The organism is Streptococcus mitis (genome assembly GCF_003942695.1).
In the GTDB taxonomy this organism is placed as follows: domain Bacteria; phylum Bacillota; class Bacilli; order Lactobacillales; family Streptococcaceae; genus Streptococcus; species Streptococcus mitis_BD.
The window spans coordinates 13,299-34,182 of record NZ_RJNU01000015.1; the positions used below are offsets into that span (position 1 = coordinate 13,299).

The following is a 20,884-nucleotide window of genomic DNA, read 5'->3' on the forward strand; positions in this document are numbered from 1 at the left end:
CTTCCTCTCCTACTCACTCAGTTCAGACAGGGTGTCCAGATGTTGGTTATTAATGACGGCCATGATGTAGGCATCTGCCTGCAAGAGGTCATTGGGTCCGAATTGGACATCCAGAGGAGCATTTTCGTAGGCACGAAAACCAAGTACGTTGAGGTTGTATCGCCCACGCAAATCCAACTGACTAAGGCTTTTACCTACCCATGATTGGGGGATTTTCATCTCGACAATCGATACATTCTTGTCCAGCTGAAAGACGTCTACGCTGTTATGAAAGAGGATGGTCTGCGCCAATGAGCGCCCCATTTCAAACTCTGGTGAGATGACTGCGTCTGCCCCGATTTTTTCTAGAACCTTTTTAGCTGTATGACTTTTGACCTTGGCAATAACGGTCGGCACTCCTAGACTCTTGCAGTGCATAACCGCGAGAACACTGGACTCCAGATTTTCACCCGTTGCGACAACTACGGTATCACAGGTGTCAATCCCCGCTGATAGAAGGAGTTCTTCATCCGTGATATCTCCAACTACCCCACGCGCCAGCACAGGTTCAAATTGATTAATGCGTTCCTCGTGGTCATCAATAGCAATGATATTCATGTCATGCTTGGCTAGGGCAGCCAAAACACTGCTCCCAAAAATTCCCAAGCCTAAAATTCCAATTGTCCGATCTGACATCGTTCTTCCTTTCTTATCCGATAGTGATATCTGCTTTCATATAGTGAATCGTATCTTTCTTGTCTGGCTGGTATTCCGCTACACTGACCAGTAATGTCAAGGGACCAATACGGCCAATAAACATCAACAACATAACGATGCTGAGAGCTATCTTGCCTAGCTCTGGTGTTAAATTTGCCGTCACTCCAACTGTCGCAAGGGCTGAAATGGTCTCAAACATGAGGTAGATAAAACGCGGATTTCCCTCTGCTGTTATCCCTAGCAGGATCAAGCCCAGCAAGAATGTTAGCAAGAAAATAATAAAGACACTGAAAGATTTTTGCACGGTTCGGGGTTCAATAGTCCTCCGAGCCACATTGGCATGAGGCAAGCCGAGTAGTTCGCTACGAGCAAAGACCAACAAGACAAAGAAGGTCGTAATCTTGAGTCCCCCCGCTGTCCCTCCAGGTGCCCCGCCCAGAAACATCTGTAGGATATAGATGAACAAGGTAACTGGTCGAGCCTGGGTGTAGTCAATGGAAGCAAAGCCTGCCGTTCTCATGCTGACGGTCTGGAAGAAACTAACCAGCAGTTTCTCTGGAACACTGAGATTTCCAATCGTTCCAGGATTGTTCCACTCGATGAACAAAGTCGATACGGTTCCAAAGAGCAGAATTCCCGCCGTTAAAAAGAGAACCAGCTTGGTATGGAAACGCAGACGGCGTTTTTTCTTTTTCTCAAACTGGGTCGCTAGGTCAAACCAGACCATAAATCCTAGACCACCCGTGATAATCAAACCCGCAATCACTAGATTGATCAAGGGGTCCGTTTGAAAGGCTAGCAAACTCGTACTTCCAAAATTATCAAATCCAGCATTACAGAAGGCTGAAACAGACAAAAAGATAGAAGTTAAAATCCCTCGCCCCCAGCCAAATTCAGGAATAAAGCGAAAACTCAAGAGAAAGGCACCGATCCCTTCCACCAGAAAAGTCGTCAGAAAGATCGAACGAATGAAATCCTTTAGAGACTGGGTTTCTCCATAACCGAAACTTTCTTGAATGGTCTCCCGGCCACGAAGACTGAGCTTTTGCTTGCCTTGGATATAAAAGATTCCGATAAAGGTCATGAGACCCAAACCGCCAATCTGGATCAAGAGCATACAGATCAACTGGCCCCAGATATTATAAGTAGAGGCTACTGGCTGGGTGAAGAGCCCTGTCACACAGACCATGGATACCGTCGTGAAAAGATGATCAAAGTAGGTCGCTTGTGATGTTGTTGCTTGCACAAAGGGAAGGCTTAAAAGGAGTGAACCCAAGAAGATTACTAGGACAAAACTTAAAAAGATGCGACGGGCTGGCGATAAACGAGACAGCGTCGTCTTGATTTTTTCCAAAAATGATTTGAATAACATAGCTACATTCTACCATAAAAACAGTCAGAACACTCACATATGGTGCACAATGGCTAGACAGAGTTCGAGTGCCTTATCAAAAGCTTCAGAGCCCCAGTCACGACTGTCGTAGTTGTCCAGATCTGCCAAGGAATCTGCGGTAAAGAGCAACTCTCCCCAGACAACGCTACGTAGCTGAGCTACTGCCGCAAGAGCAGAACACTCCATCTCCACAACAGCACAGCCTTCTTCCTTGCGATAAGCAACCTTTTCAGCCGTCTCTCGGTAAAAACCATCTGTCGTCCAGGTCATGACTTCCTCGTAAGGGATGCCTCTTTGCTCCAAAACTTGCTCAATGGCAGAGACAGCCTCAATTTGCATCTCCATATAACGAGAAGGCGCTACATAATGGTAGCTGGTCCCCTCATCTCGCAGAGCGCGAACAGGGATGAGAAAGGCATTTTCCTCTATATCAGATAGGACGCCACAGGTTCCAGTGGAAATGATTTTCTCCACACCATAGCCAACCAACCAATCCATAAACTGGGCCGCTGGGGCAGAGCCCACGGGTGCCTGGGCCAGACAGATCTCCTCGCCCTTGTAGTTGATGACATAGACTGGATAAGTCTTGGTGGCAGAAACGAACTCACCAATACAGTCCGCCCCTACTTCCTGGGCATAGCGGTCAATCTCCTCCTCCAAAAACGCATAAATACACTTCTTTGGCAACTTTAAATCCAATACCTCGTGATTTGGCATAAGGACCGCCTGGGGATTGTCATCAAACTCTAAAATGGGAATCGCATGTTTCTGAATCATAGCCCACCTCCTCTAATTTTGTACTATTGTATCAAAAGCTGACGGAGTGTCAAGGAGTTGTCTTTATCAGTCCAGAAATCTCCTCTTCCATACACTTGAGAAATCGTTGCACCGCTGGAGAAGTCGGTTTCTGTTTTAGTAAAGTGATTGAGGACTATCACCAAAATACCAAATTCAATAATAAAAAAGCACAAATCTGCATCAGGTAATGTATACCCTTTTATATTATCTTGTACAAGAAGCCAAACCAATAGAATCTAGCCTCCATTTTGTCTAGGCCTACTCTATTTCCACAAACCACCTAAAATCTGTTTTTCTAATAAGTCTAGGTCTTCTTCCTTTATTTCTCCGTTGTCACTAACGATATAAAGCTGAGCGAAGTAAGCCAACAATGGACCAACACAAATACGAACCATTTGAGGAATCGTTAACTCTGGATTTACACGTGGATCTGCTAGCAATTCCTTATGAAGCACTCGAAGTTTATCTTGAATAGCACTCCAGATAAAAATCTGTTCATTTTTTAGTTTTTTATTTGAAAAACTCTCCTGCAGAATGATTTTCATCAAAGCACGATTTTTTTTGAGATAGCTCATACGATCATGGACGAGATAACGAACCCTCTCTTCTGTCGTTTCAAAAGCTAAGAGTTCCTCAAAAAAACTGCCGAAAATGCCTGGGACTACAGGATGTAAAATAGCCGTCAGTAAATCATCCTTCGTCTTAAAATACTTAAACAAAGTTGCTTGGCTTAGTCCAGCACGCTCAGCTATGTGAAGAGTTGAGGTCCCATGGTAACTCCTGGTTGATATGAGATCCACTGCTGCCTGCATGATTTTTTTCTTTCCTTGAGGGTAATTCGCTTCTTCTAAGTAATCTTCAAACGATTCAAAAACAGTCTTATCCATCTAATCTTCACACCTTTTTAGCATTATTTATGTTGATTTCTAAACTTTACGATAACGACGCAATCCAACAATATTAAGAATTGTTAAAATGATCAAGAAAACCATTAAAACACCAAGATTTGACAAAATATCACCAAGATTGTGCCCGTAAAGAATAATCTGGCTTATTGCATCACCAGAATAGGTTAATGGCAAAAATTTCCCCACAGTTGGAGCCCATTCTCCCATGGATGACAATGGAATAATTCCTGAGAAAAAAAGTTGGGGCATAATCACGAGAGGAATAAATTGCATCATTTGGAATTCTGATTTTGCTAGAGTAGACAAGAGAATTCCAAAAGCTAGTGCTACAAGAGCCAGTACCACATTAACTATTATAACATTTAAAATACTTCCTACAACTTCTACATCTAGTAGCCAAATTGCTGCTAAAACGACAACTGCCGTTTGAAAAATCGCAATAATACCGTAAGACAACATATAGCCATAGACGATTTCAGATCGTTTCACTGGTGTTGCTAACAAACGTTCTAGTGTTCCACTGGTGCGCTCTTTCAAAAGCGCCATACCTGAAATCAAAAAGACAAAGAAGAAAACTACAAAACCTATCAAAACCGGAATCATGCTGGTAAAGAAGCTTGTATTTTCATCTCCATACTGGTAAGACTCCTTGATTTCTGGTGTTTTTGCGTCCGAGTCCAATTGTGGAAGAGCTTGTTTAACACGAGATACTAACTGATCGGTGCCTTCACTGGCGATACTCGTTCGTAACACTTGTCGTGTCATAGTTGTTTTAGAAGCATCCGTATTTGCGTAGTCGACCTGGTACTCACCGTCTTTATAAGAAATCACAGCATCGACTTTTTCATTTGCTAGCGCTTCTTTGGCTTGATCTAAGTCTTGATAAGTCTCGACGTCCACATGATCGAGCTCATCCATTTTCGTTACCAAACCAGTTGGTAGATCCTGTGTTGCTAACTTGACATCCACGGTTGTACTAGCTGAAAACATGAGGTTCATCAACCACATGATAAAAACAGGTGCTATAAACATCAGGGCTAGAGTTCGTTTGTCGCGAAGTAATTCTTTGATGACTTTTTTTGCAATCGCTATTGTTCTCATTTTACTCACCTTCTGCTTTTAAAAATACTTCTTCAATACTTGAAACTTGATAACTTTCTTTTAAGTGTTGCGGTGTATCAAAAGCAATGATTTTTCCGCCTAATAATAAGCCGACCTTATCCGTCAACTCTGCTTCATCCATAACATGGGTAGTAACTAATATCCCAACCCCATTGTCTCTAAGCGCGAATAATTCTTTCCAGATTTTCTTTCGAAGAGAAGGGTCGATTCCAACTGTCGGTTCGTCCAAAATCAAGAGTTGAGGATTTCCTAAAAGCGCGATAGCCAGTGACAAACGCCGTTTCATTCCTCCAGAATAACCAGATACCGCCTTGTTTAAGTAGTCTGTCAGATCTACTACTTGAGCTATATAAGCAATTTCCGCCTTTAGGTCTTTTTTAGAAAGCCCCTTTAGCTGACCAAAAAATTCCAGATTTTCTTGGCCTGACAAGGACTCGTATAAAGCATCTGATTGGGCCATATAGCCAATATCTCCTAAAATATGGCGATTGGGCATAGTGTGATTTAACACTAAAGCTACGCCTCCATCAGCCTTTTCCATTCCTAACGTAGTCTTAATCATAGTTGATTTACCAGCACCAGACGGACCAATTAATCCTATAATTTCTCCTGGCTGCAATTCAAAGCTGACATGATTCAGAACTATTTGATGGTCAAAAGATTTTACTAAATCTTGTAAATGTAGTAATGTTTTCATTTACTTCCTCCTTGGTGAGTTAATACTCACTTTTTAAATCACCGAAGCTATTATAGTGAGTAATCACTCACTTGTCAAGAGAAAGGGTTAAATTCTTTAAAAAAATAAAACACCAGATTCGTATCTGATGTTTATAATGGATAGCTATTGCTTTTAGAGCTGTTTCTAAATCTCTTCACGATACTCCGAAATGGTCTTTCCTGTCCACTTTTTAAAGGCCTATTCTTCCTCTACTTTTCTCAGCCAATCCTACTACTGTCATCACAATAGCAACCTTGATAACCTTAGCTATGGAAATTCACTTTATCCGTTTTTATATGAAACAGACCAAGAAGTTCTCAACTCCGGATTGGTATTTATTCTAGAAAATCCTTCCTACATAAAACTCTCCCTTCTCTTTCGAGAAAGGAGATTCTTTTTTATCCTTGTCCGCCAGGGGCTGGACCGTCGCCTTGAGGGCCTCCATTTGGTCCACCGCCTCCAGGTATAGAATTGACGATTTCCGTTTGTTTTTCACCGTTGAGATAGATATCTCCACCTGTGTAGGTCGCTGTTCCATCAAAGTCAAAACCTGTTTGACCAGTCATTTTAATGGTCCCACCTGTGACCGTAATATTGCCGTTTGAGTCGATTGGGTCTGTGTCTCCTTGGCCGACTTCTACAGTCAGATTCCCGCCGTTCATGGTGAAGAAGATTTCACTCTGTTGGGCGCTTTTATTAGCTGCATTGACTCCATCATCTGTTGAGTAGATAGTAATGTCCCCACCGTTGATAGTGATTGACTTACCTTCAAGTCCTTCTGTCGAATTCTTGACGGTGTAGGTACCACTATCAATCACTAGGTTACCAGAAGCGTGAATTCCATCATCTCCTGCTGTAACGGTAATGTTGTTGTTGGATAGGTACATGGTTCCGACTGAAGTGTCCTCATCATTGTCCACCTTGACGCCATCTTCTTTGGCATCGATGGTCATGGTCGTACCAGTGATATTGAGTTCATCATTGACATTAAAGGCATCGCCAACTGCTGTGATATTATAGGTACCGCCCGTGATGTGGAGGGTGTCGTTAGCTTTGATACCGTTATTTTTCTTGCCATCTACATTGAGAGTACCTTTCCCATTGATGGTCAAATCCACCTTAGAAAAGAGAGCTGCGTCAGCTTTTTCATCGTTGTTAGAGCTTGAGTCAGAGAGACTGTTGGTGGTTCCCTCTGCTAGAGTCAGGTAGACATGACCAGCTGATGTCACAGAAATTGCTGCATTGGTATTAGTCATGGTCGCACCTTTTAGGACTAGGTGAACATCTGCCGACTTATCTGCCTCGACCTTGATCTGCACTCCGTCAGACTTCCCTGAAATCACATAGGTTCCAGATTTTGTGATGGTCACTGTTGATTCAGAGACTGTCACCCCATCTCCAGAGACGTTTGCTGATGAGCCAGATAACTCAATCTTAGAAGCTGTGCTTTCATCATAGGAAGTATCATAGTCCTTCTCTGTAAAATAGGAAGATTGGTTTGTCTTTGTTGAAGTTTTTGTTGCACTATTTGTCGTTGCCTTGGTAGTGGATGTAGTTGTTGACTGGGCACATGCTGCCATCAGCACCATTGCCGTTAAACTCGTTGCGACTAGGGTCCATTTTTTTGATTTCATACCTTTTTCCTCTCCTTCGTATGATATAGCTAGACAGTCTACAGAAGATTCCTGAAACAAAACTAAAACTTTTCTGAAAGTTTCCTTAAATTCAGTTTGGATTAGATTTCGCCTAGTAATTTTTTAGAAAGGACTGCTAGAAACAATTTTTGAACGCTAAAATACCTTTAATAGATTTTTTAAACCAAGATTCCTCAGTGCGATATCTCCTTGACCAAGAAAGCCAAAAAGAAGAAAAATTTATAAGACTAAAGCTCATAAAAAGAACAGCCCTAGCTGTTCTTTTTAGTTTTCTTTCACAAGGATTTCCTTGATAACACGCGCAGGATTACCACCTAGGACGACATTGTCTCCAAAGGACTTAGTGATCACGGCCCCCGCTCCTGCAACGACATTATTTCCCAGTGTCACTCCAGGAAGGACAATGACGCCACCTCCAGCCCAGAAATTATCTCCGATGGTGATGGGCTTGCCGTATTCGATCCCTGAATTGCGTTCATGCGGATCCAGTGGATGGAGTGGGGTTAAAAATTGACAGTTGGGGCCAAGCATGGCGTTGTTCCCGATGCGAATCGGACAAACATCTAGCATGGTCAAGTTCCAATTAGAATAAAAATTTTCCCCTAGATGGATATTGACACCGTAGTCCACCACCAGGCGTGGATTGACATAGAGATTTTGCCCAGTTGAACCAAACCAAGTCTTGATAATCTCCGCACCTTTTAAGGGATCTAGCTCCTGATTGAAATCAGCCTGCTTCTGACGTGCTGTCTGAGCCAAGGCCCGTAATTCTGGATCCGACGGACGGTAAGGCTCCCCTGCTATCATTTTCTGGTATTCGCTGGTCATCTCATCACCTCATACTTACTTTGGACCCATCATATCAAAAAGCCTTTGAAAGGTCAAGAATGGCCTGCTTTCTAGACTCTCGAAATCAATCCCCTCCCAAGTCAAAACAACTTGCTTGACAAAAGCTTGACTTCATGGTTTAATATACCCCATAAGGGTATATTTGGAGGTGCCTATGTTTCACTTATTTACAAAAATTGACAGTATTTCTACCAGCGAGTTAGAAGCTAAACTCAGAGAACCAATTCAGCTACTAGATGTTCGGACGCCTATGGAATTCCGTAGAGGTCATATCAAAAATGCAAAAAATGTTCCTTTAACGGAAATCGGATCTTACACACCTGCGACAAAAGAAACACTTTATGTCATTTGTCATTCTGGTGTACGAAGCAAACTAGCTGCGAAGAAGCTAAAGAAAAAAGGTTACGATGTCGTCAATGTTCGAGGCGGTATGAGCGCTTGGACAGGTAAGGTCATCTAGAAGTATAAAGGAGAAAGTCAATGAAAATTATCATTGTCGGAGGAGTTGCAGGCGGTATGTCAGCAGCAACCCGTCTCAGACGTCTCATGGAAGACGCTGAGATCATTATTTTTGAGAAAGGTCCCTTTGTTTCCTTTGCAAACTGCGGACTTCCTTACTATGTTTCAGGAGAAATTGTAAACCGTGATAGTTTATTGGTCCAAACTCCTGAAAGTCTCAGGGCACGCTTTAATCTCGATGTGCGGCCATTTCACGAGGTTATCCAGATTTCGCCAGAAGAACACACTGTGACGGTGCGGCATGATGGGCAGGAATTCACAGAAAGCTACGACAAGCTGATTCTCTCTCCAGGAGCTAAACCATTTGTTCCTGCTATTGAAGGGCTAGCAGAGGCTAAGAATACCTACACGCTTCGCAATGTTCCTGATCTCGATGAGATTATGGCAGCCTTGGACAATCATCCAAAAGAAGCTGTCGTTATCGGTGCAGGCTTTATCGGGCTTGAAATGGCTGAAAACCTGGCGAAACGGGGATTGCAAGTCACCATCGTGGAGAAAGCCCCCCATGTCTTGCCACCATTAGATCAGGAAATGGCGGCCTTTGTCCAAGCAGAATTGGTCAAAAACGGCGTTCGCGTTATCACTTCTCAGTCTGCGACTCGATTTGAAGAGCAAGGAAAAACCATCGTTCTCGAAAACGGTCAAAAGATTGCTTCTGACCTCACCATCCTTTCTGTAGGTGTTGAACCTGAAAACAGGCTGGCCAAAGCTGCGGGGATTGGACTGGGACTACGTGGCGGTATCTTGGTCGACGAACACTACGAAACCAGTCAAAAAGATATTTTTGCAGTTGGAGATGCCATCGTCGTCAAGCAAGAGATTACTGGCCAAGATGCCCTCATCTCTCTCGCTTCTCCTGCTAATCGTCAAGGACGACAAGTAGCGGACGTCATCGCAGGACTCGGTCGTACCAACAAGGGCAGTATCGGCACTGCTATCGTTCGTGCCTTTGATATGACAGCTGCTTCGACTGGTCTCAGCGAACGTAGTCTTAGCATGAATCAACTTCCTTACAAGGCCCTTCATGTCAGTGGGAAAGACCGTGCTGGTTATTATCCAGGCGCTACTGATATGACCTTGAAGCTCCTCTTTGACCCAAACACTGGAAAAATCTATGGTGCCCAAGGAGTTGGGAAGAAAGGTGTTGACAAACGAATCGATATCCTAGCAACTGCTATCAAGGGAAATCTCACCGTCTTTGACTTACCAGAGTTAGAGTTTACCTATGCGCCACCATTTGGCTCTGCCAAGGATCCCGTCAATATGCTGGGTTACGCAGCCTTGAACCTTATCGAAGGTCTCAGCGACAATATCCAGTGGCACCAGCTCGAAGACGAACTGGCTACTGGTAAGAAATTCCTAGATGTGCGGACAAGTGGCGAATTTCAGAGTGGTCGACTCAAAGTCGACACTATCCACATTCCCCTAAACGAACTTCGTGAACGCTTGGATGAACTGGACAAGAACCAAGCCTACATCGTTAGCTGCCACAGTGGTTTGCGCAGCTATATCGCAGAGCGTATCCTCAAACAAGCAGGATTTACCGTTCAAAACCTTGACGGCGCTTATTTACTATACAAAATGGCTAACCCAGAAGGAGTAGAATATGGTAACTAATATCAGCATGGCTGACTTTTATGAAAAATATCAAAATGAAAAACTAGATCTTATCGATGTACGTGAAGTACATGAGTTTCAAGCAGGACATGCGCCAGGTGCAAAAAATCTTCCGTTAAGCACCTTGGAGCAAGGCTACAAAGAACTCAAACCTGACCAGGAATACCATGTCATTTGTCAAGGTGGAGTGCGTTCTGCCTCTGCCTGTCAATTTCTTAGTGCCCAAGGTCTCACCGTTATCAACGTAGAAGGTGGTATGAATGCTTGGCCCGGTCAAGTAGAATAATCAAAAAACCGATTAAGATGAACTTAGTCGGTTTCTTTAATATTTATAACTCGATGATATGAGCCTCATAGCCAATGGCTTCTAGGAATTTGAGTATATCTGTCGTATCCAAAAAGAGGGTTTTCTCGTTGGTATTGGGGTGAAAACTCATCCGTTTTTCAGACATGATTTCTTTGTCAAAATAAACCTGAATGTCTTTGTCAGTATTGTTCAGCAAGCCAAATGGAGAGACAACGCCTGCGGGCAAGCTCATTTTTTCAAACAAGCTCTCAGAGGAAGCCATACGGATTCTGTTGGCTCCTACCAAGTCTTTCAAGAGGTCCATATCCAAACGTTTCTTATCATCCATAATCACGAGATAATAGGCTGTTTTCTTTTTGTTGGTGAGAAACATGGTTTTTGTACGGACACCTTCGATCCCTTCGATAAAGCTATCGGCTTGCTCTGTCGTCAAGGCTGGCTCGTGCTCCACGATTTCAAAAGGAATATCTAGCCCATTTAGCATCTCTACTACTTTTTCGTATGCTTCCATTTGCTGGCCTCCTTTAACTTGTCTCACTACCTTTAATTATACAACAAAAATGGGTTTTCTTCCAATTTATATCCAAGCATCTCTAGGTTTCTTTCATTTTCATACAAGTTATCTTAGACGGGCCCCCAACTGTTAGGATGGGCATGATTTCCAGCCAGCAAGCCCATCTTTTCTTTCCACCGCATAGCCACAAGGTATATCCGCGACTTGTCCGATCGATATAGCAAAAATCATCTTGAACTCCCTCCTTGAAATACACTAGCCATTACATATTTTTTGCATGGCCGAAACGCTGATTGATTGTGTGACTCAAGGTGACTAATTTTTCCAGAATATCCCTCTTGCAGATAAATAGCACATAACTATCGCTATTAATATCCATACAAGCAAGACAGAAATCGTATCCAGCCCATCTTTCGTCCAAAATTTTACACCAAGTAGGGATGTCATCATCCTCGTCGAACCAATTCTCCTCCAAATCAAGAGTTTGTTTAGCTGCCAGAGGCGTTAATTGGTACAGAAATTCATCCTTATCTGTCTTCCAGTCTAACTCAATGACTGCATCCACAGCAAGTAGTTCATCAGCAATAGCAAGCCATTTTATCGTAGCTTCATCGACTTCTTCGCCTATGCCCCGCTCGTTATACCTCTCTGCATACTGCTTGAAATAGGCTTTCGGTGATTCAAAACAGGAGGTCAAACGAGATCGTACCTCACTATCATCTGTTAGCAGTTGGGTTATTTCCTGATAGATTGCGATATTTTTCTGCTCATCTGTCCGCATATCTAGTACAATTTCCCAGTCTTCTAGCTCTGATGTGACTCTGTTCTCCAAATATGCCCGAAGCAAGTCTTGGGTTTCTTTCTTGCTCAGTCCATTTTTTTCGTAGATTACATTCTCGTCGATCCGTTCGGCATCGGCAACACTAATCTCAAAATGAAAACCGTCCAAATCTTCATCCTGACAAACCTGTACAAAATCCGATACAAGCTGACTCCCCTTTAGTTTAACTGGCTGCTGAGGTATTAAAGTGAGAAAATCCCTATCACCATCTTGTACAGCTGCTAGTTGCTGCCATACTTCCTCAAGTTCAAAGCCATTTTGTTCCTCCTCACCATCATCTAGCACCCAATCCGCAAAGATTCTTCCTGAAATGCTCGAAAAATCTGCTCTATCGTCTCCATCTAGATAGGGCTGATCACTTGTAACAGAGGCCATCTCTTTGACAACCTTTTCAGCCTCTTTTTGAATCCAAATTTGTCTAAAGAAATGGGCAACAACGCTAGGAAAGATCAAGACAGGCAGACAAATAAGAGTACCTGCAAGTGCGAGACCCTTATATCGATTTTTTGTGAGGCTCCCTTCTGATAGCTGATTTAGAAAGTCCGCTACTTGATTAAAAAGTTCGCCCCCAGTGACCCAGAATAGGAACAAACATTCCACACCAAGTAGGCCAAGCCATATAAACGCCATTCGTTTCGCTGCCTGACTACAGATCTCCATTTTAGTTTGTATAGGAATAGCTTCTGCCTCAGGAACACTCTGAAACCATTTTTCTGCTCGTTCTTCTTTTGTCATCTTTCCCACCTGTGATCTACTTTCTTATCCTTGTTCTATCACATAGAGAACTACTATTTTCGTTTGATTAGGTACTGAACAGCCTTTTCTAAGCGCTCTTTTTGAGCCTCAGGGTCGTCTAGGGGTTGGTTGATGCAGGCTGTGAGATTCTCGGTAATGATCATCTCAATCACGCGCTCAACACTCGAACGAACCGCTGTCAACTGGGTAATGATATCTGCACAATCACGATCTTCATCGATCATCTTTTGAATTCCACGCAACTGCCCCTCTGAACGTTTCAGGCGTGTAATATACTTTGAGTTTGTCATCTTCTTATCCTTGGTCGATTTTTCTTCATTATATCTCTAATGGACTCCTTTGTCAAAATTCTCATTCCCTCTTTATCAATAGAATCTCACCCTGCTATCGCTTTCATGGTATAATAGAATGACAAATACTATTAGAATCTATGCTCGTAGCAATACGAGTCATTCTTAGAATGGACCAGCCTATGAACTCTATCTATGGCCCTTGCGAAGTCTACTTACCCACTATCTTGCAAACCTTTATTGAAGATATGGAAGAGGTCGCAGCTAATTACAAAAAAGAGACCTCCCTCAAACTATATGAGCATTTGCATGCACGCATCAAAACAGAAAAAAGTATGCGTGAAAAATGCCAACGCAAAGGCCTTCCTCAGACAAGTCAATCCGCTCTTAAAGAAATCCGAGATGCTATCGGTGTTCGGATCATCACAGGATTTACAGATGATATCTACCGCATCGTTGACTATATTCGTCAGCTACCGACCATCCAGATTTTTAAGGAGAAAGACTATATCCGTCAGGTCAAACCTAATGGCTACCGATCCTACCATCTGATTCTCGAGGTGACTACCCCCTACCCAGACTGTCTGGGAAATGACCAAGGGACCTACTTTATCGAGATCCAGCTACGCACGATTGCCATGGATTCCTGGGCCAGCCTTGAACACCAGATGAAATACAAGAAAAACATCCAAAACCCTGAACGAATCACGCGCGAACTCAAACGTTGTGCCGATGAGCTTGCTTCATGCGACTTGACCATGCAGACCATCCGTGATTTGATTCAGCGATCTGACCAAGACTAAGGAGAACCTATGAAAATCCTACTTGCCGAAGATGAAACCCAACTAAATCGCGTCATCACCGTTGCTTTAGAACGGGAAGGCTATAGCGTTGATTCTGTTTTTAATGGACAAGATGCTGTCGAAAAAGCCACAACTAACCACTATCACCTCATGATTTTTGACATCATGATGCCGATCAAGACAGGAATCGAAGCCCTCAAAGAAATCCGCCAGTTGGGCAATACGACCCACGTTATCATGCTGACAGCCATGGCTGAAGTAGATGATCGTGTAACCGGACTCGATGCAGGTGCTGACGACTACTTGACCAAACCCTTCTCTCTCAAGGAACTATTGGCTAGACTCCGTTCTACTGCCCGCCGTCTGGAGGACTATACCCCAGATACGGTCCAATTAGGAAATACTCGCTTGGATATTGACGAACAAGAATTAGCTGCTACAAACAGCATTCGTTTAGGGAAAAAGGAGACTCAACTCTTGACCCTCCTCATCCAGCATGCTAACCAAGCCCTCAGTTGTCAACAACTACTAGAGCAAGTCTGGCCAGATGAGCTGGAAGAGAGTGATCACGAGCTCGTTTTTCTCTATATTTCCTACCTACGCCAAAAACTCCAAAGTGTCCAGTCTAACTTACAGATACTTGGGCCGGCAGAAGGGCCTTTCCAACTGATAGGAGGAGACTAGATGTTTCGAAAACTACGCATCAAGTTTATTGTCACAGCCACTGCTGCTATCGCTCTGATTCTTGCATTCTTTCTGGTCTTGATGAATAGCATCGTCTATACTCAGACAGAGGATAATATCCAAACCGTCCTCTCCATCTTGTCTAAAAATGAAGGCGAACTCCCAATCACAGATGAAATCAAGGAGAGTTTCACCAAAAAGAACATCCAGGAAGGGATTATCTACAATTTTCAGTATTTCTCTGTCAGAGAAAAGGGGAATGACTACACTATTTCTCTAGGGAATGTCCAATCACTGACCGAAGCAGACGTCAGAGGTTTTCTCCAGAAAATTCTTAAAAAACCGGAAACCTATGGCACGATTACTCGCAACGGGCGCTACTTCACCTACCAGATTAGTCAGACAGCTTCGGGTAAGCTCCTAGTCTTCTTTGAAGCTACCAACTACATTCGCGAACGAGACACCCTCTTTCAAGTCTCTATTTGGTTATCACTGGCTAGCCTATTTCTCCTTGCTCTGCTCTTTACCTTGATTTCTGGGATTGTTATCCGTCCCTTCGTCAAAAACTATGAGAAACAACGGATGTTTATCACTAATGCAGGTCACGAACTCAAAACACCGCTGGCTATCATCTCAGCCAATACCGAGCTTCAGGAACTCATGGAAGGAGAGACCGAGTGGAGCATCAGCACCAAGGAACAGACCGAGCGTCTCAACCACTTGATTGGAAGACTGATCCGACTTGCTCGGCTCGAGGAGCAAGAGGATATCAAACTAGCTCCTCAAAACATCTCCGTCATCGCTGAAAAGGTCGCCTCAGACTTTGCTCCTCTCTTTACCAAAGAGGATAAAAAATTTGAAAGCCTGATTGAAGCAGATATCATAGAAAAAGTTTCTCAGGAGGAATTTTACGAATTACTCAGTATTTTACTCGATAATGCCCGCAAATACTGTGATCCAGCAGGCACCATCCGTCTAGCTCTCAAACGCAAGGCCTATCTCCTACGCAAGCGCACCTGTATCACTGTGTCTAACGACTACAAGGATGGGCAACCTGCCAATATTAAACGCTTCTTTGACCGCTTTTATCGCGCCGAAACATCACACAATAACCAAACCACCTCTGGGTATGGCATTGGCCTCTCTATGGCTCAACACCTTGTCAGCCTGTTTAGAGGAAAAATCTTTGTCAGCTATAAAAAGCAGGTGATTACCTTTACAGTCTGGTTGTAAACGTGGAGAGTCTGGTCAGAGTTCATCCAATTACAACATAAGGGGAAGCCAATGGAATTTTTAGTAGCTGAGGAGGGGATTCCTCAAAGCATCGGTTGCGAAGGAGCAACGATAGCATATTATGGGAGTGAGATAGAATTTCATTATGAAACCGTGCCACCACATGGAGATGATATTTTTTCTGCAAAATTGCCTTTGTTAAATATTCAACTTCCATTTTGGATGTATGGAAGAAATCTCATATTTTTAGATGCCTATTATTTGCTTGCAGAAACAGTAGAAAAGGGCACTTGGGATCCTATAACAAGCATGCTTATCAATATCCATACAGGAAAATATGCAAGTTTGGACCACTGGTACAACAACATTTCGGTTAAGGAAAAAGAAATCGAGTTAAAAAATGACTACGATGGAAGATCTATGATTTTAAAAGATGTTGATGGGCTTAAGTGGGTTTAGAAATGTAAAATACAAATGTTAGTTTTATATTAAAGGAGAAGAACAATGGCCAAAAAAAGAGTGACCTTACCTAAAAATTTTGATGAACTGATTACAGCAAGAGATATTGAAGCTCTTAAAGCCGTATATGATAAATGTGAGCTTACTGCTCATGACGGCAGATACAGCTTAAATACGGCACTTCATTTTGGAGGTGTTCCTGATGAGCTTGTTATCTGGTTGGTGGAACAGGGTTTAGATGTAAATACTCCTGATTATTATGGGCGTACACCATTATATACACATGCCACTTTGGGGAGAGATACTGTAAAACTGCTATATGAATTAGGCGGAGATATACAAAAAACTGATACATACGGGAGTACACCTCTACATACGGCAGCAAGGTTTTTCCGACCTAAGATAGTCAGTTTTTTGATTGAAAAAGGTGCAGATGTTAATCCCAAAACTGTTATGGGACGAACTCCTTTAGCTGAAGCCCTTGCTACTTGTAGGCAGATTAATATTGCACAGGTAGCAGAAATTGCAGAAATGCTCATAAAGGCGGGCGCTGAGGTAACTCCTGATATGGCAGAAAGAGTCGAACTAATCGGTAAGGATTTTGAATTTCACAGAGAAAACTTTAATAAAGATTACTTGACTGAAACAGAAGCAGGGCTTGAGAAACTCTATGCACTGTTTGGTGTAGAACCTGCTCCGAAACGCAAGATACATGACGGAGTTTCTCCTATTATTGTAGAAGATGGTCCTTGGCAAAAGCAATACGATGAACTTTGGGAGATGTTGATTCCTTCAAGCGGACCTGCGAAAACAGTACAAGGCGAAGTGATCCGTATAACAGGGCGCGTACAGGATGAGCTCTATAGAAATGGCGGTGTCAACTGGGATAAACACTATCGGAACATGCTGAAAGTCCTGCCAAATCATTTCGCTTCAGGTACACCGCTTTCCGAAGAAGAACTGGAAGAAACTAAGGAACTGATTTCCAGCATCCGTGCAAAAGGCAGTGATGAAGATACTATAACTGAACGTTTATGTGAACTTTCGGTTCTCTGGGTAAGCTTTAATCCTGATCCGCTTCCTTTAGGGGAAATAAATTATAACAGATGAGTACATAATCTGTAGGAGACCTAAAATGGTCAAATTAAAATATATAGGAAATTTTAAATCTGTTCCACAAATTGTAGGTGATATTATAAAGAGGAATATACCCGCACTAGATGAGTATTTTTCAAAGGGATGGAGTATTGTGACAGCTGTTTCCTGATGCTGGATTTTGATCCTGACAAAGAAGGAAAAGAAGGTCAGATTCTTTGCTATATCCATGATCCTGATGAAGTTGTGTATGTGGCAGAAAATCTTAAAGACCTAATTTTTTCAATCATTAGGGAAATAAAAGCATAGAATGAATGCATTTGTAGGAAAAATGATAATGAGTACACAATTCTCTAACTCAGAAAGTACCAACCTAAAATAAAAGATTTAGAAAGGAGCTGTTTATGGAAAAAATACAAACTTCACAAGAGTGGTTACAGAAATACCAAGAAATAAAACACCTGCTCACTTCGTCTATCAATTATGCAGACTATTTTGATAGGAAAGAAATACAGGACATGGAAGTTTTTGTTTTGGATATGGGGGAAGTGACTTTTCCTAGTGGAGAAATTCTGGTTCGCGATCCTTTGGTCTGGCTCCGTAGAGAGGAAAAACCTTACTTACAATCTGTTCCCAAAGGAACATATAGACTAAAAACTTTAGTAGCCAAGATAGAAGAAGACCATTACAGGTATGTAGCAACGAGAATCCAATTTACAGATCAAGTGCCAGTCATCTACTATGAAGCACTGACTGGTGATGAAGATATAGACACTGTTGAAAAAGACTCTTATTTTGGATTTGCAGTTGACGCAGGTCTGGCAACGATAGTGGACGTTGACACCAAGAATGCCTACTGCGATTTTGAAAAGAGTTGGTATAAAGAAAATCCTGACAAAAATATCTACGACGATTTCTTTGCAGCAGTTTTTGCTCAAAATGCCATAGACAATCCCCTTTATCAACGTGAGGGTGGGGATTGGATTAACTTTAAAATCCCCAACACTGACCTAAGCATTCCGATGATCCAATCAGGTTTTGGAGACGGAGTCTATCCCGTCTACTTTGGCTATGATAAGGATAATCAGCTTTGTGATTTAGTTGTCGAATATATTTACCTAGGATAGAGAGGTGTAACCATGTCACTAGAAAAAGTCTATGATTATTTTCATCATTATGATTCTAAAACCTACCAAGTTGTAGCCTGCATGGGAAATGAACCCTCCGAACAGGATATAGAAGATTTTGAAAAACTGTATCAAATCAGTCTTCCAGACGACTTTAGAGAATTTACCATGTCACCCCTAGGCGGACTATATATGGAAGTCAGGGAGGAACTGTGGCCAAGAGCCAAAGCATTTGATGTCGCCCCATTTTGGACATTCTGTCGTGGTATTAAAGTCTATGGTATTGCAAATGGGATTCCTGACTTTCTAGATATTCGACTGAAGACCAAAGAATTACATGAACTAGGCTTTGTAGATTATATCCCTTTTCTGTCTATCATCGGTGATGGAGATGTGATTTTCTGCTTTGATAAAAATAATCACATTGTCGCCTTAGATTGGTATAGTAGTGGAGAGGCTGAAGAGCTCGATAGTGACTTTTCAGATCTTTTACTCAAACAAATCCAAGAACTGGAGGAGCGTAAAAACAAAATGCTAGAGAGAATCGAGAAACAGAAAAAAGGAAAATAAGCCTTGGGCTAGTAAAGTTATCTCAAATGTCATCACAATAGCACGAAACTCAAAAGAGCTGGAAACCAGCTCTTCTTTTTATTTGACAACAAGCTCGTAACGAGTTTTGCTGGTGAAAGTTTCCCCTGCTTTAAGAATGACTTGGTCTTTGAGGTCACTGTGAATGGCATCTGGTAAAGCCTGCGCTTCAAGGGCAATCCCATTGTGCTGCACCATTGGCTGACCAGCTATGAGCACACTCTCATCCACAAAGTTTGCTGTGTAGACCACAAAGCAAGGGGCCTCTGTCTTGAAAAGCAGGAAACGACCTGAGTTTTGGTCATAAAGGAAACCAGCATTGTCATGACCTGCAGGAAGAGCAAATGGGTGATCCAAACCAGATACCAACTGGATTTGCTCATCTTCCTCTGCAAAGATGTCCTTCAGCAAAGCACCATTGTAGATGTGTTTAACCACATCACGATTAGCATCTGGAGTCTTAGCTGGAACACCGTCTGGAGCGATTGGGTAAATGCCCTCTGTGTTTAGCTGAAAGACATGACGGTCAACTGTCTGCGTGAAATCACCAGACAAGTTGAAGTAGCTGTGATTAGTTGGATTGACAAGCGTATCCTGATCTGTCATCACCTTATAGCTGACTTCGTAGGCACCAGTTTCTTCCAAGTGGTAGCTAATCCAAATCTTGAGATTACCAGGAAATCCTCCTGTCCCGTCTGTACGCTCTGTATAGAGTGTCAAGCCATGGTCGCTCACTTCGACCAATTCAAACAAGCTCGAATCCCAACCTGTTGAACCACTGTGGTTACAGTTGCTAGCGTTGTTGACTTCAAGATTATAGGTCTTGCCATTGAGTTCAAATGTCGCACCTGCGATACGGCCCGCTACAGGACCTACACTTGCTCCATGCTTGGGACTATTGCCTACATAGCTATCAAAATCATCAAAGCCCAAGATAACATTGGCAAAATTTCCAGCCTTATCAGGTGTGACATAGCGCAAGATGGCCGCACCATAAGTCATAATTTCTAGTTGGTAGCCACTGTCAGTCTCAAAGCGATAGGCTAAGACATCCTTGCCCTCATGATTTCCAAATACACGCTCTGTGCATGCTTTCATTCTTCTCTCCTTTGATCCATTTCTCTTAAGTAAACAAACCATAGAGAGCCTATTCACCATCTATGGTTGTAGTTCCTATTTTCAGAATCCTTTGTCAGAAAACCTTAAGTATCTTCTTAACAAAAAGGGATTCTTCTATTCTTGTTTTTATGCTTCTACACGTTCAGTCCATGAAGTCGCTGTTGTTTGAAGAACCTTGTTAAGTTCGTCAATGTTTTCAAAACCTGTTGTACGAAGCCATTCACGAGCTGCTGCTTCACCATCTTTAATGTAAGCTTCAACTGATCCAGCCCAGGTTGCACGTCCGCAAAGAACACCGTTGAAGTTTGCGCCTGATTCGTGGGCAAAGACAAGTGTATCTTGGAAGAGTTTAGCTGACACTCCCGCACTCAAGTAGATATATGGCAAGTTAGTTGCTTCGTCTTGTGCTTTGAAGAAGGCTGCCGCTTCTTCACGAGTATGCACGATTTCACCATCGCCAAAGCCTTCAACGTATTTAACATTGACTGGAACTTCCACTTTCAAAACATCAATGTTGAAGCGTGGGTCTGAGAAGACTTTCATAGCACCGATAACTTTATGTGGTTTTACTTTGGCGTATTCTGCAGAGCCAGCGTCAGTGATTTTTTCATCGTAAGCGAGGATTTCAAGGAAGAATGGAATATCTTCCGCCACACACTCAGAGCCAATGCGTTCGATGTAGGCTTGTTTTTGTTGGTTGAGTTCGTCAGAACTGTCTACATCGTAGTAAAGCAAGAATTTGACTGCATCCGCACCTTGTTCCTTAATACGTTTTGCAGACCAAACATCCAAG

The 20,884-nt window shown here is 42.6% G+C and carries 24 protein-coding genes and 2 pseudogenes; 13 read left to right on the top strand and 13 right to left on the bottom strand.

From position 1 onward, the window contains the following. Positions 1 to 9: 9 nt before the first annotated feature. From D8852_RS09220 to D8852_RS09250, 6 genes are all read right to left on the bottom strand, one after another. Positions 10 to 675 (bottom strand): potassium channel family protein, encoded by a 666-nt coding sequence (locus D8852_RS09220; RefSeq protein WP_125426005.1) that lies wholly within the window; start codon positions 673 to 675, stop codon positions 10 to 12. A 13-nt stretch (positions 676 to 688) separates the two neighbouring features. Then, positions 689 to 2,068, bottom strand: coding sequence for a TrkH family potassium uptake protein (locus tag D8852_RS09225; protein ID WP_125426008.1), 1,380 nt, complete (start codon positions 2,066 to 2,068; stop codon positions 689 to 691). A 33-nt stretch (positions 2,069 to 2,101) separates the two neighbouring features. Next, positions 2,102 to 2,866 carry a nucleoside phosphorylase gene (locus D8852_RS09230; RefSeq protein ID WP_125426011.1) on the bottom strand — a complete coding sequence of 255 codons (765 nt, stop codon included), beginning with the start codon at positions 2,864 to 2,866 and terminating at the stop codon, positions 2,102 to 2,104. A 284-nt stretch (positions 2,867 to 3,150) separates the two neighbouring features. Further along, complete coding sequence (locus D8852_RS09240; RefSeq protein WP_000361926.1) at positions 3,151 to 3,774, bottom strand: TetR/AcrR family transcriptional regulator; 624 nt, start codon at positions 3,772 to 3,774, stop codon at positions 3,151 to 3,153. A gap of 39 nt (positions 3,775 to 3,813) precedes the next feature. After that, positions 3,814 to 4,896 carry an ABC transporter permease gene (locus D8852_RS09245; RefSeq protein ID WP_001259044.1) on the bottom strand — a complete coding sequence of 361 codons (1,083 nt, stop codon included), beginning with the start codon at positions 4,894 to 4,896 and terminating at the stop codon, positions 3,814 to 3,816. 1 nt (position 4,897) lies between these two features. After that, positions 4,898 to 5,614: an ABC transporter ATP-binding protein gene (locus tag D8852_RS09250; protein WP_000854375.1), complete on the bottom strand. Its 717-nt coding sequence runs from the start codon at positions 5,612 to 5,614 to the stop codon at positions 4,898 to 4,900. Between the two features lie 230 nt (positions 5,615 to 5,844). On the opposite strand from D8852_RS09250, the pseudogene D8852_RS10285 reads away from it, so the two are divergent. Further along, a pseudogene (locus tag D8852_RS10285) lies at positions 5,845 to 5,979 on the top strand (low temperature requirement protein A); the annotation flags it as partial. Between the two features lie 54 nt (positions 5,980 to 6,033). Here D8852_RS10285 and D8852_RS09260 read toward each other — a convergent pair. Together D8852_RS09260 and D8852_RS09265 are read right to left on the bottom strand one after the other, a co-directional pair. Beyond that, positions 6,034 to 7,269, bottom strand: coding sequence for a carbohydrate-binding domain-containing protein (locus D8852_RS09260; protein ID WP_125426016.1), 1,236 nt, complete (start codon positions 7,267 to 7,269; stop codon positions 6,034 to 6,036). Positions 7,270 to 7,554: 285 nt separating this feature from the next. Then, a complete protein-coding gene (locus D8852_RS09265) occupies positions 7,555 to 8,118 on the bottom strand; it encodes a sugar O-acetyltransferase (protein WP_125426019.1) in 564 nt (187 codons plus the stop codon). Positions 8,119 to 8,293: 175 nt separating this feature from the next. On the opposite strand from D8852_RS09265, the gene D8852_RS09270 reads away from it, so the two are divergent. Genes D8852_RS09270 through D8852_RS09280 form a run of 3 tightly spaced genes read left to right on the top strand, consistent with a single transcriptional unit; the run spans position 8,294 to position 10,561 of the window. Continuing rightward, positions 8,294 to 8,599 carry a rhodanese-like domain-containing protein gene (locus tag D8852_RS09270; RefSeq protein ID WP_084925265.1) on the top strand — a complete coding sequence of 102 codons (306 nt, stop codon included), beginning with the start codon at positions 8,294 to 8,296 and terminating at the stop codon, positions 8,597 to 8,599. 20 nt (positions 8,600 to 8,619) lie between these two features. Then, the gene (locus tag D8852_RS09275) at positions 8,620 to 10,275 is read left to right on the top strand and encodes an FAD-dependent oxidoreductase (RefSeq protein WP_125426022.1); all 1,656 of its coding nucleotides are present in this window, start codon (positions 8,620 to 8,622) and stop codon (positions 10,273 to 10,275) included. Continuing rightward, a complete protein-coding gene (locus D8852_RS09280; RefSeq protein WP_125426025.1) occupies positions 10,265 to 10,561 on the top strand; it encodes a rhodanese-like domain-containing protein in 297 nt (98 codons plus the stop codon). The genes D8852_RS09275 and D8852_RS09280 overlap by 11 nt, the downstream gene beginning before the upstream one ends. 43 nt (positions 10,562 to 10,604) lie before the next feature. On the opposite strand, the gene D8852_RS09285 is transcribed toward D8852_RS09280, so the two are convergent. The 3 genes from D8852_RS09285 to D8852_RS09295 all read right to left on the bottom strand — a co-directional run bounded on the left by D8852_RS09285 (position 10,605) and on the right by D8852_RS09295 (position 12,983). Beyond that, a complete protein-coding gene (locus tag D8852_RS09285) occupies positions 10,605 to 11,093 on the bottom strand; it encodes a prolyl-tRNA synthetase associated domain-containing protein (RefSeq protein WP_000388668.1) in 489 nt (162 codons plus the stop codon). Positions 11,094 to 11,358: 265 nt separating this feature from the next. After that, a complete protein-coding gene (locus tag D8852_RS09290) occupies positions 11,359 to 12,672 on the bottom strand; it encodes a DUF6630 family protein (protein WP_125426028.1) in 1,314 nt (437 codons plus the stop codon). A 53-nt stretch (positions 12,673 to 12,725) separates the two neighbouring features. After that, positions 12,726 to 12,983 (bottom strand): metal-sensitive transcriptional regulator, encoded by a 258-nt coding sequence (locus tag D8852_RS09295; protein ID WP_000185156.1) that lies wholly within the window; start codon positions 12,981 to 12,983, stop codon positions 12,726 to 12,728. Between the two features lie 182 nt (positions 12,984 to 13,165). Between D8852_RS09295 and D8852_RS09300 the strand changes: the two genes are divergently transcribed. The 9 genes and pseudogenes from D8852_RS09300 (at position 13,166) to D8852_RS09335 (ending at position 18,954) form a co-directional block, all read left to right on the top strand. Continuing rightward, a complete protein-coding gene (locus D8852_RS09300; protein ID WP_398574998.1) occupies positions 13,166 to 13,786 on the top strand; it encodes a GTP pyrophosphokinase in 621 nt (206 codons plus the stop codon). 9 nt (positions 13,787 to 13,795) lie between these two features. Then, positions 13,796 to 14,470: a response regulator transcription factor gene (locus D8852_RS09305; RefSeq protein WP_125426031.1), complete on the top strand. Its 675-nt coding sequence runs from the start codon at positions 13,796 to 13,798 to the stop codon at positions 14,468 to 14,470. Continuing rightward, entirely contained in the window at positions 14,471 to 15,703 is a 1,233-nt protein-coding gene (locus D8852_RS09310; RefSeq protein WP_125426034.1) for a sensor histidine kinase, read from the top strand. 51 nt (positions 15,704 to 15,754) lie between these two features. Next, positions 15,755 to 16,162: a hypothetical protein gene (locus D8852_RS09315; protein WP_125426037.1), complete on the top strand. Its 408-nt coding sequence runs from the start codon at positions 15,755 to 15,757 to the stop codon at positions 16,160 to 16,162. A 45-nt stretch (positions 16,163 to 16,207) separates the two neighbouring features. Further along, a complete protein-coding gene (locus D8852_RS09320) occupies positions 16,208 to 17,272 on the top strand; it encodes an ankyrin repeat domain-containing protein (RefSeq protein ID WP_125426040.1) in 1,065 nt (354 codons plus the stop codon). A 25-nt stretch (positions 17,273 to 17,297) separates the two neighbouring features. Then, entirely contained in the window at positions 17,298 to 17,429 is a 132-nt protein-coding gene (locus tag D8852_RS10200) for a hypothetical protein (RefSeq protein WP_260467103.1), read from the top strand. Continuing rightward, a pseudogene (locus D8852_RS10205) lies at positions 17,405 to 17,566 on the top strand (SMI1/KNR4 family protein); the annotation flags it as partial. The gene D8852_RS10200 and the pseudogene D8852_RS10205, both read left to right, overlap by 25 nt. Positions 17,567 to 17,661: 95 nt before the next feature. Continuing rightward, positions 17,662 to 18,384: a DUF4241 domain-containing protein gene (locus D8852_RS09330; RefSeq protein ID WP_125426046.1), complete on the top strand. Its 723-nt coding sequence runs from the start codon at positions 17,662 to 17,664 to the stop codon at positions 18,382 to 18,384. 12 nt (positions 18,385 to 18,396) lie between these two features. Further along, a complete protein-coding gene (locus D8852_RS09335; protein WP_125426049.1) occupies positions 18,397 to 18,954 on the top strand; it encodes an SMI1/KNR4 family protein in 558 nt (185 codons plus the stop codon). Positions 18,955 to 19,032: 78 nt separating this feature from the next. Here the strand turns inward: D8852_RS09335 and D8852_RS09340 are convergent, their stop codons facing one another. Both D8852_RS09340 and lacD read right to left on the bottom strand, forming a co-directional pair. Next, positions 19,033 to 20,070, bottom strand: a complete 1,038-nt coding sequence (locus D8852_RS09340) for an aldose epimerase family protein (RefSeq protein ID WP_125426052.1) — start codon at positions 20,068 to 20,070, stop codon at positions 19,033 to 19,035. 147 nt (positions 20,071 to 20,217) lie between these two features. Then, on the bottom strand, positions 20,218 to 20,884 hold a 667-nt coding region (gene lacD / locus D8852_RS09345), incomplete at its 5' end, for a tagatose-bisphosphate aldolase (protein ID WP_125833879.1).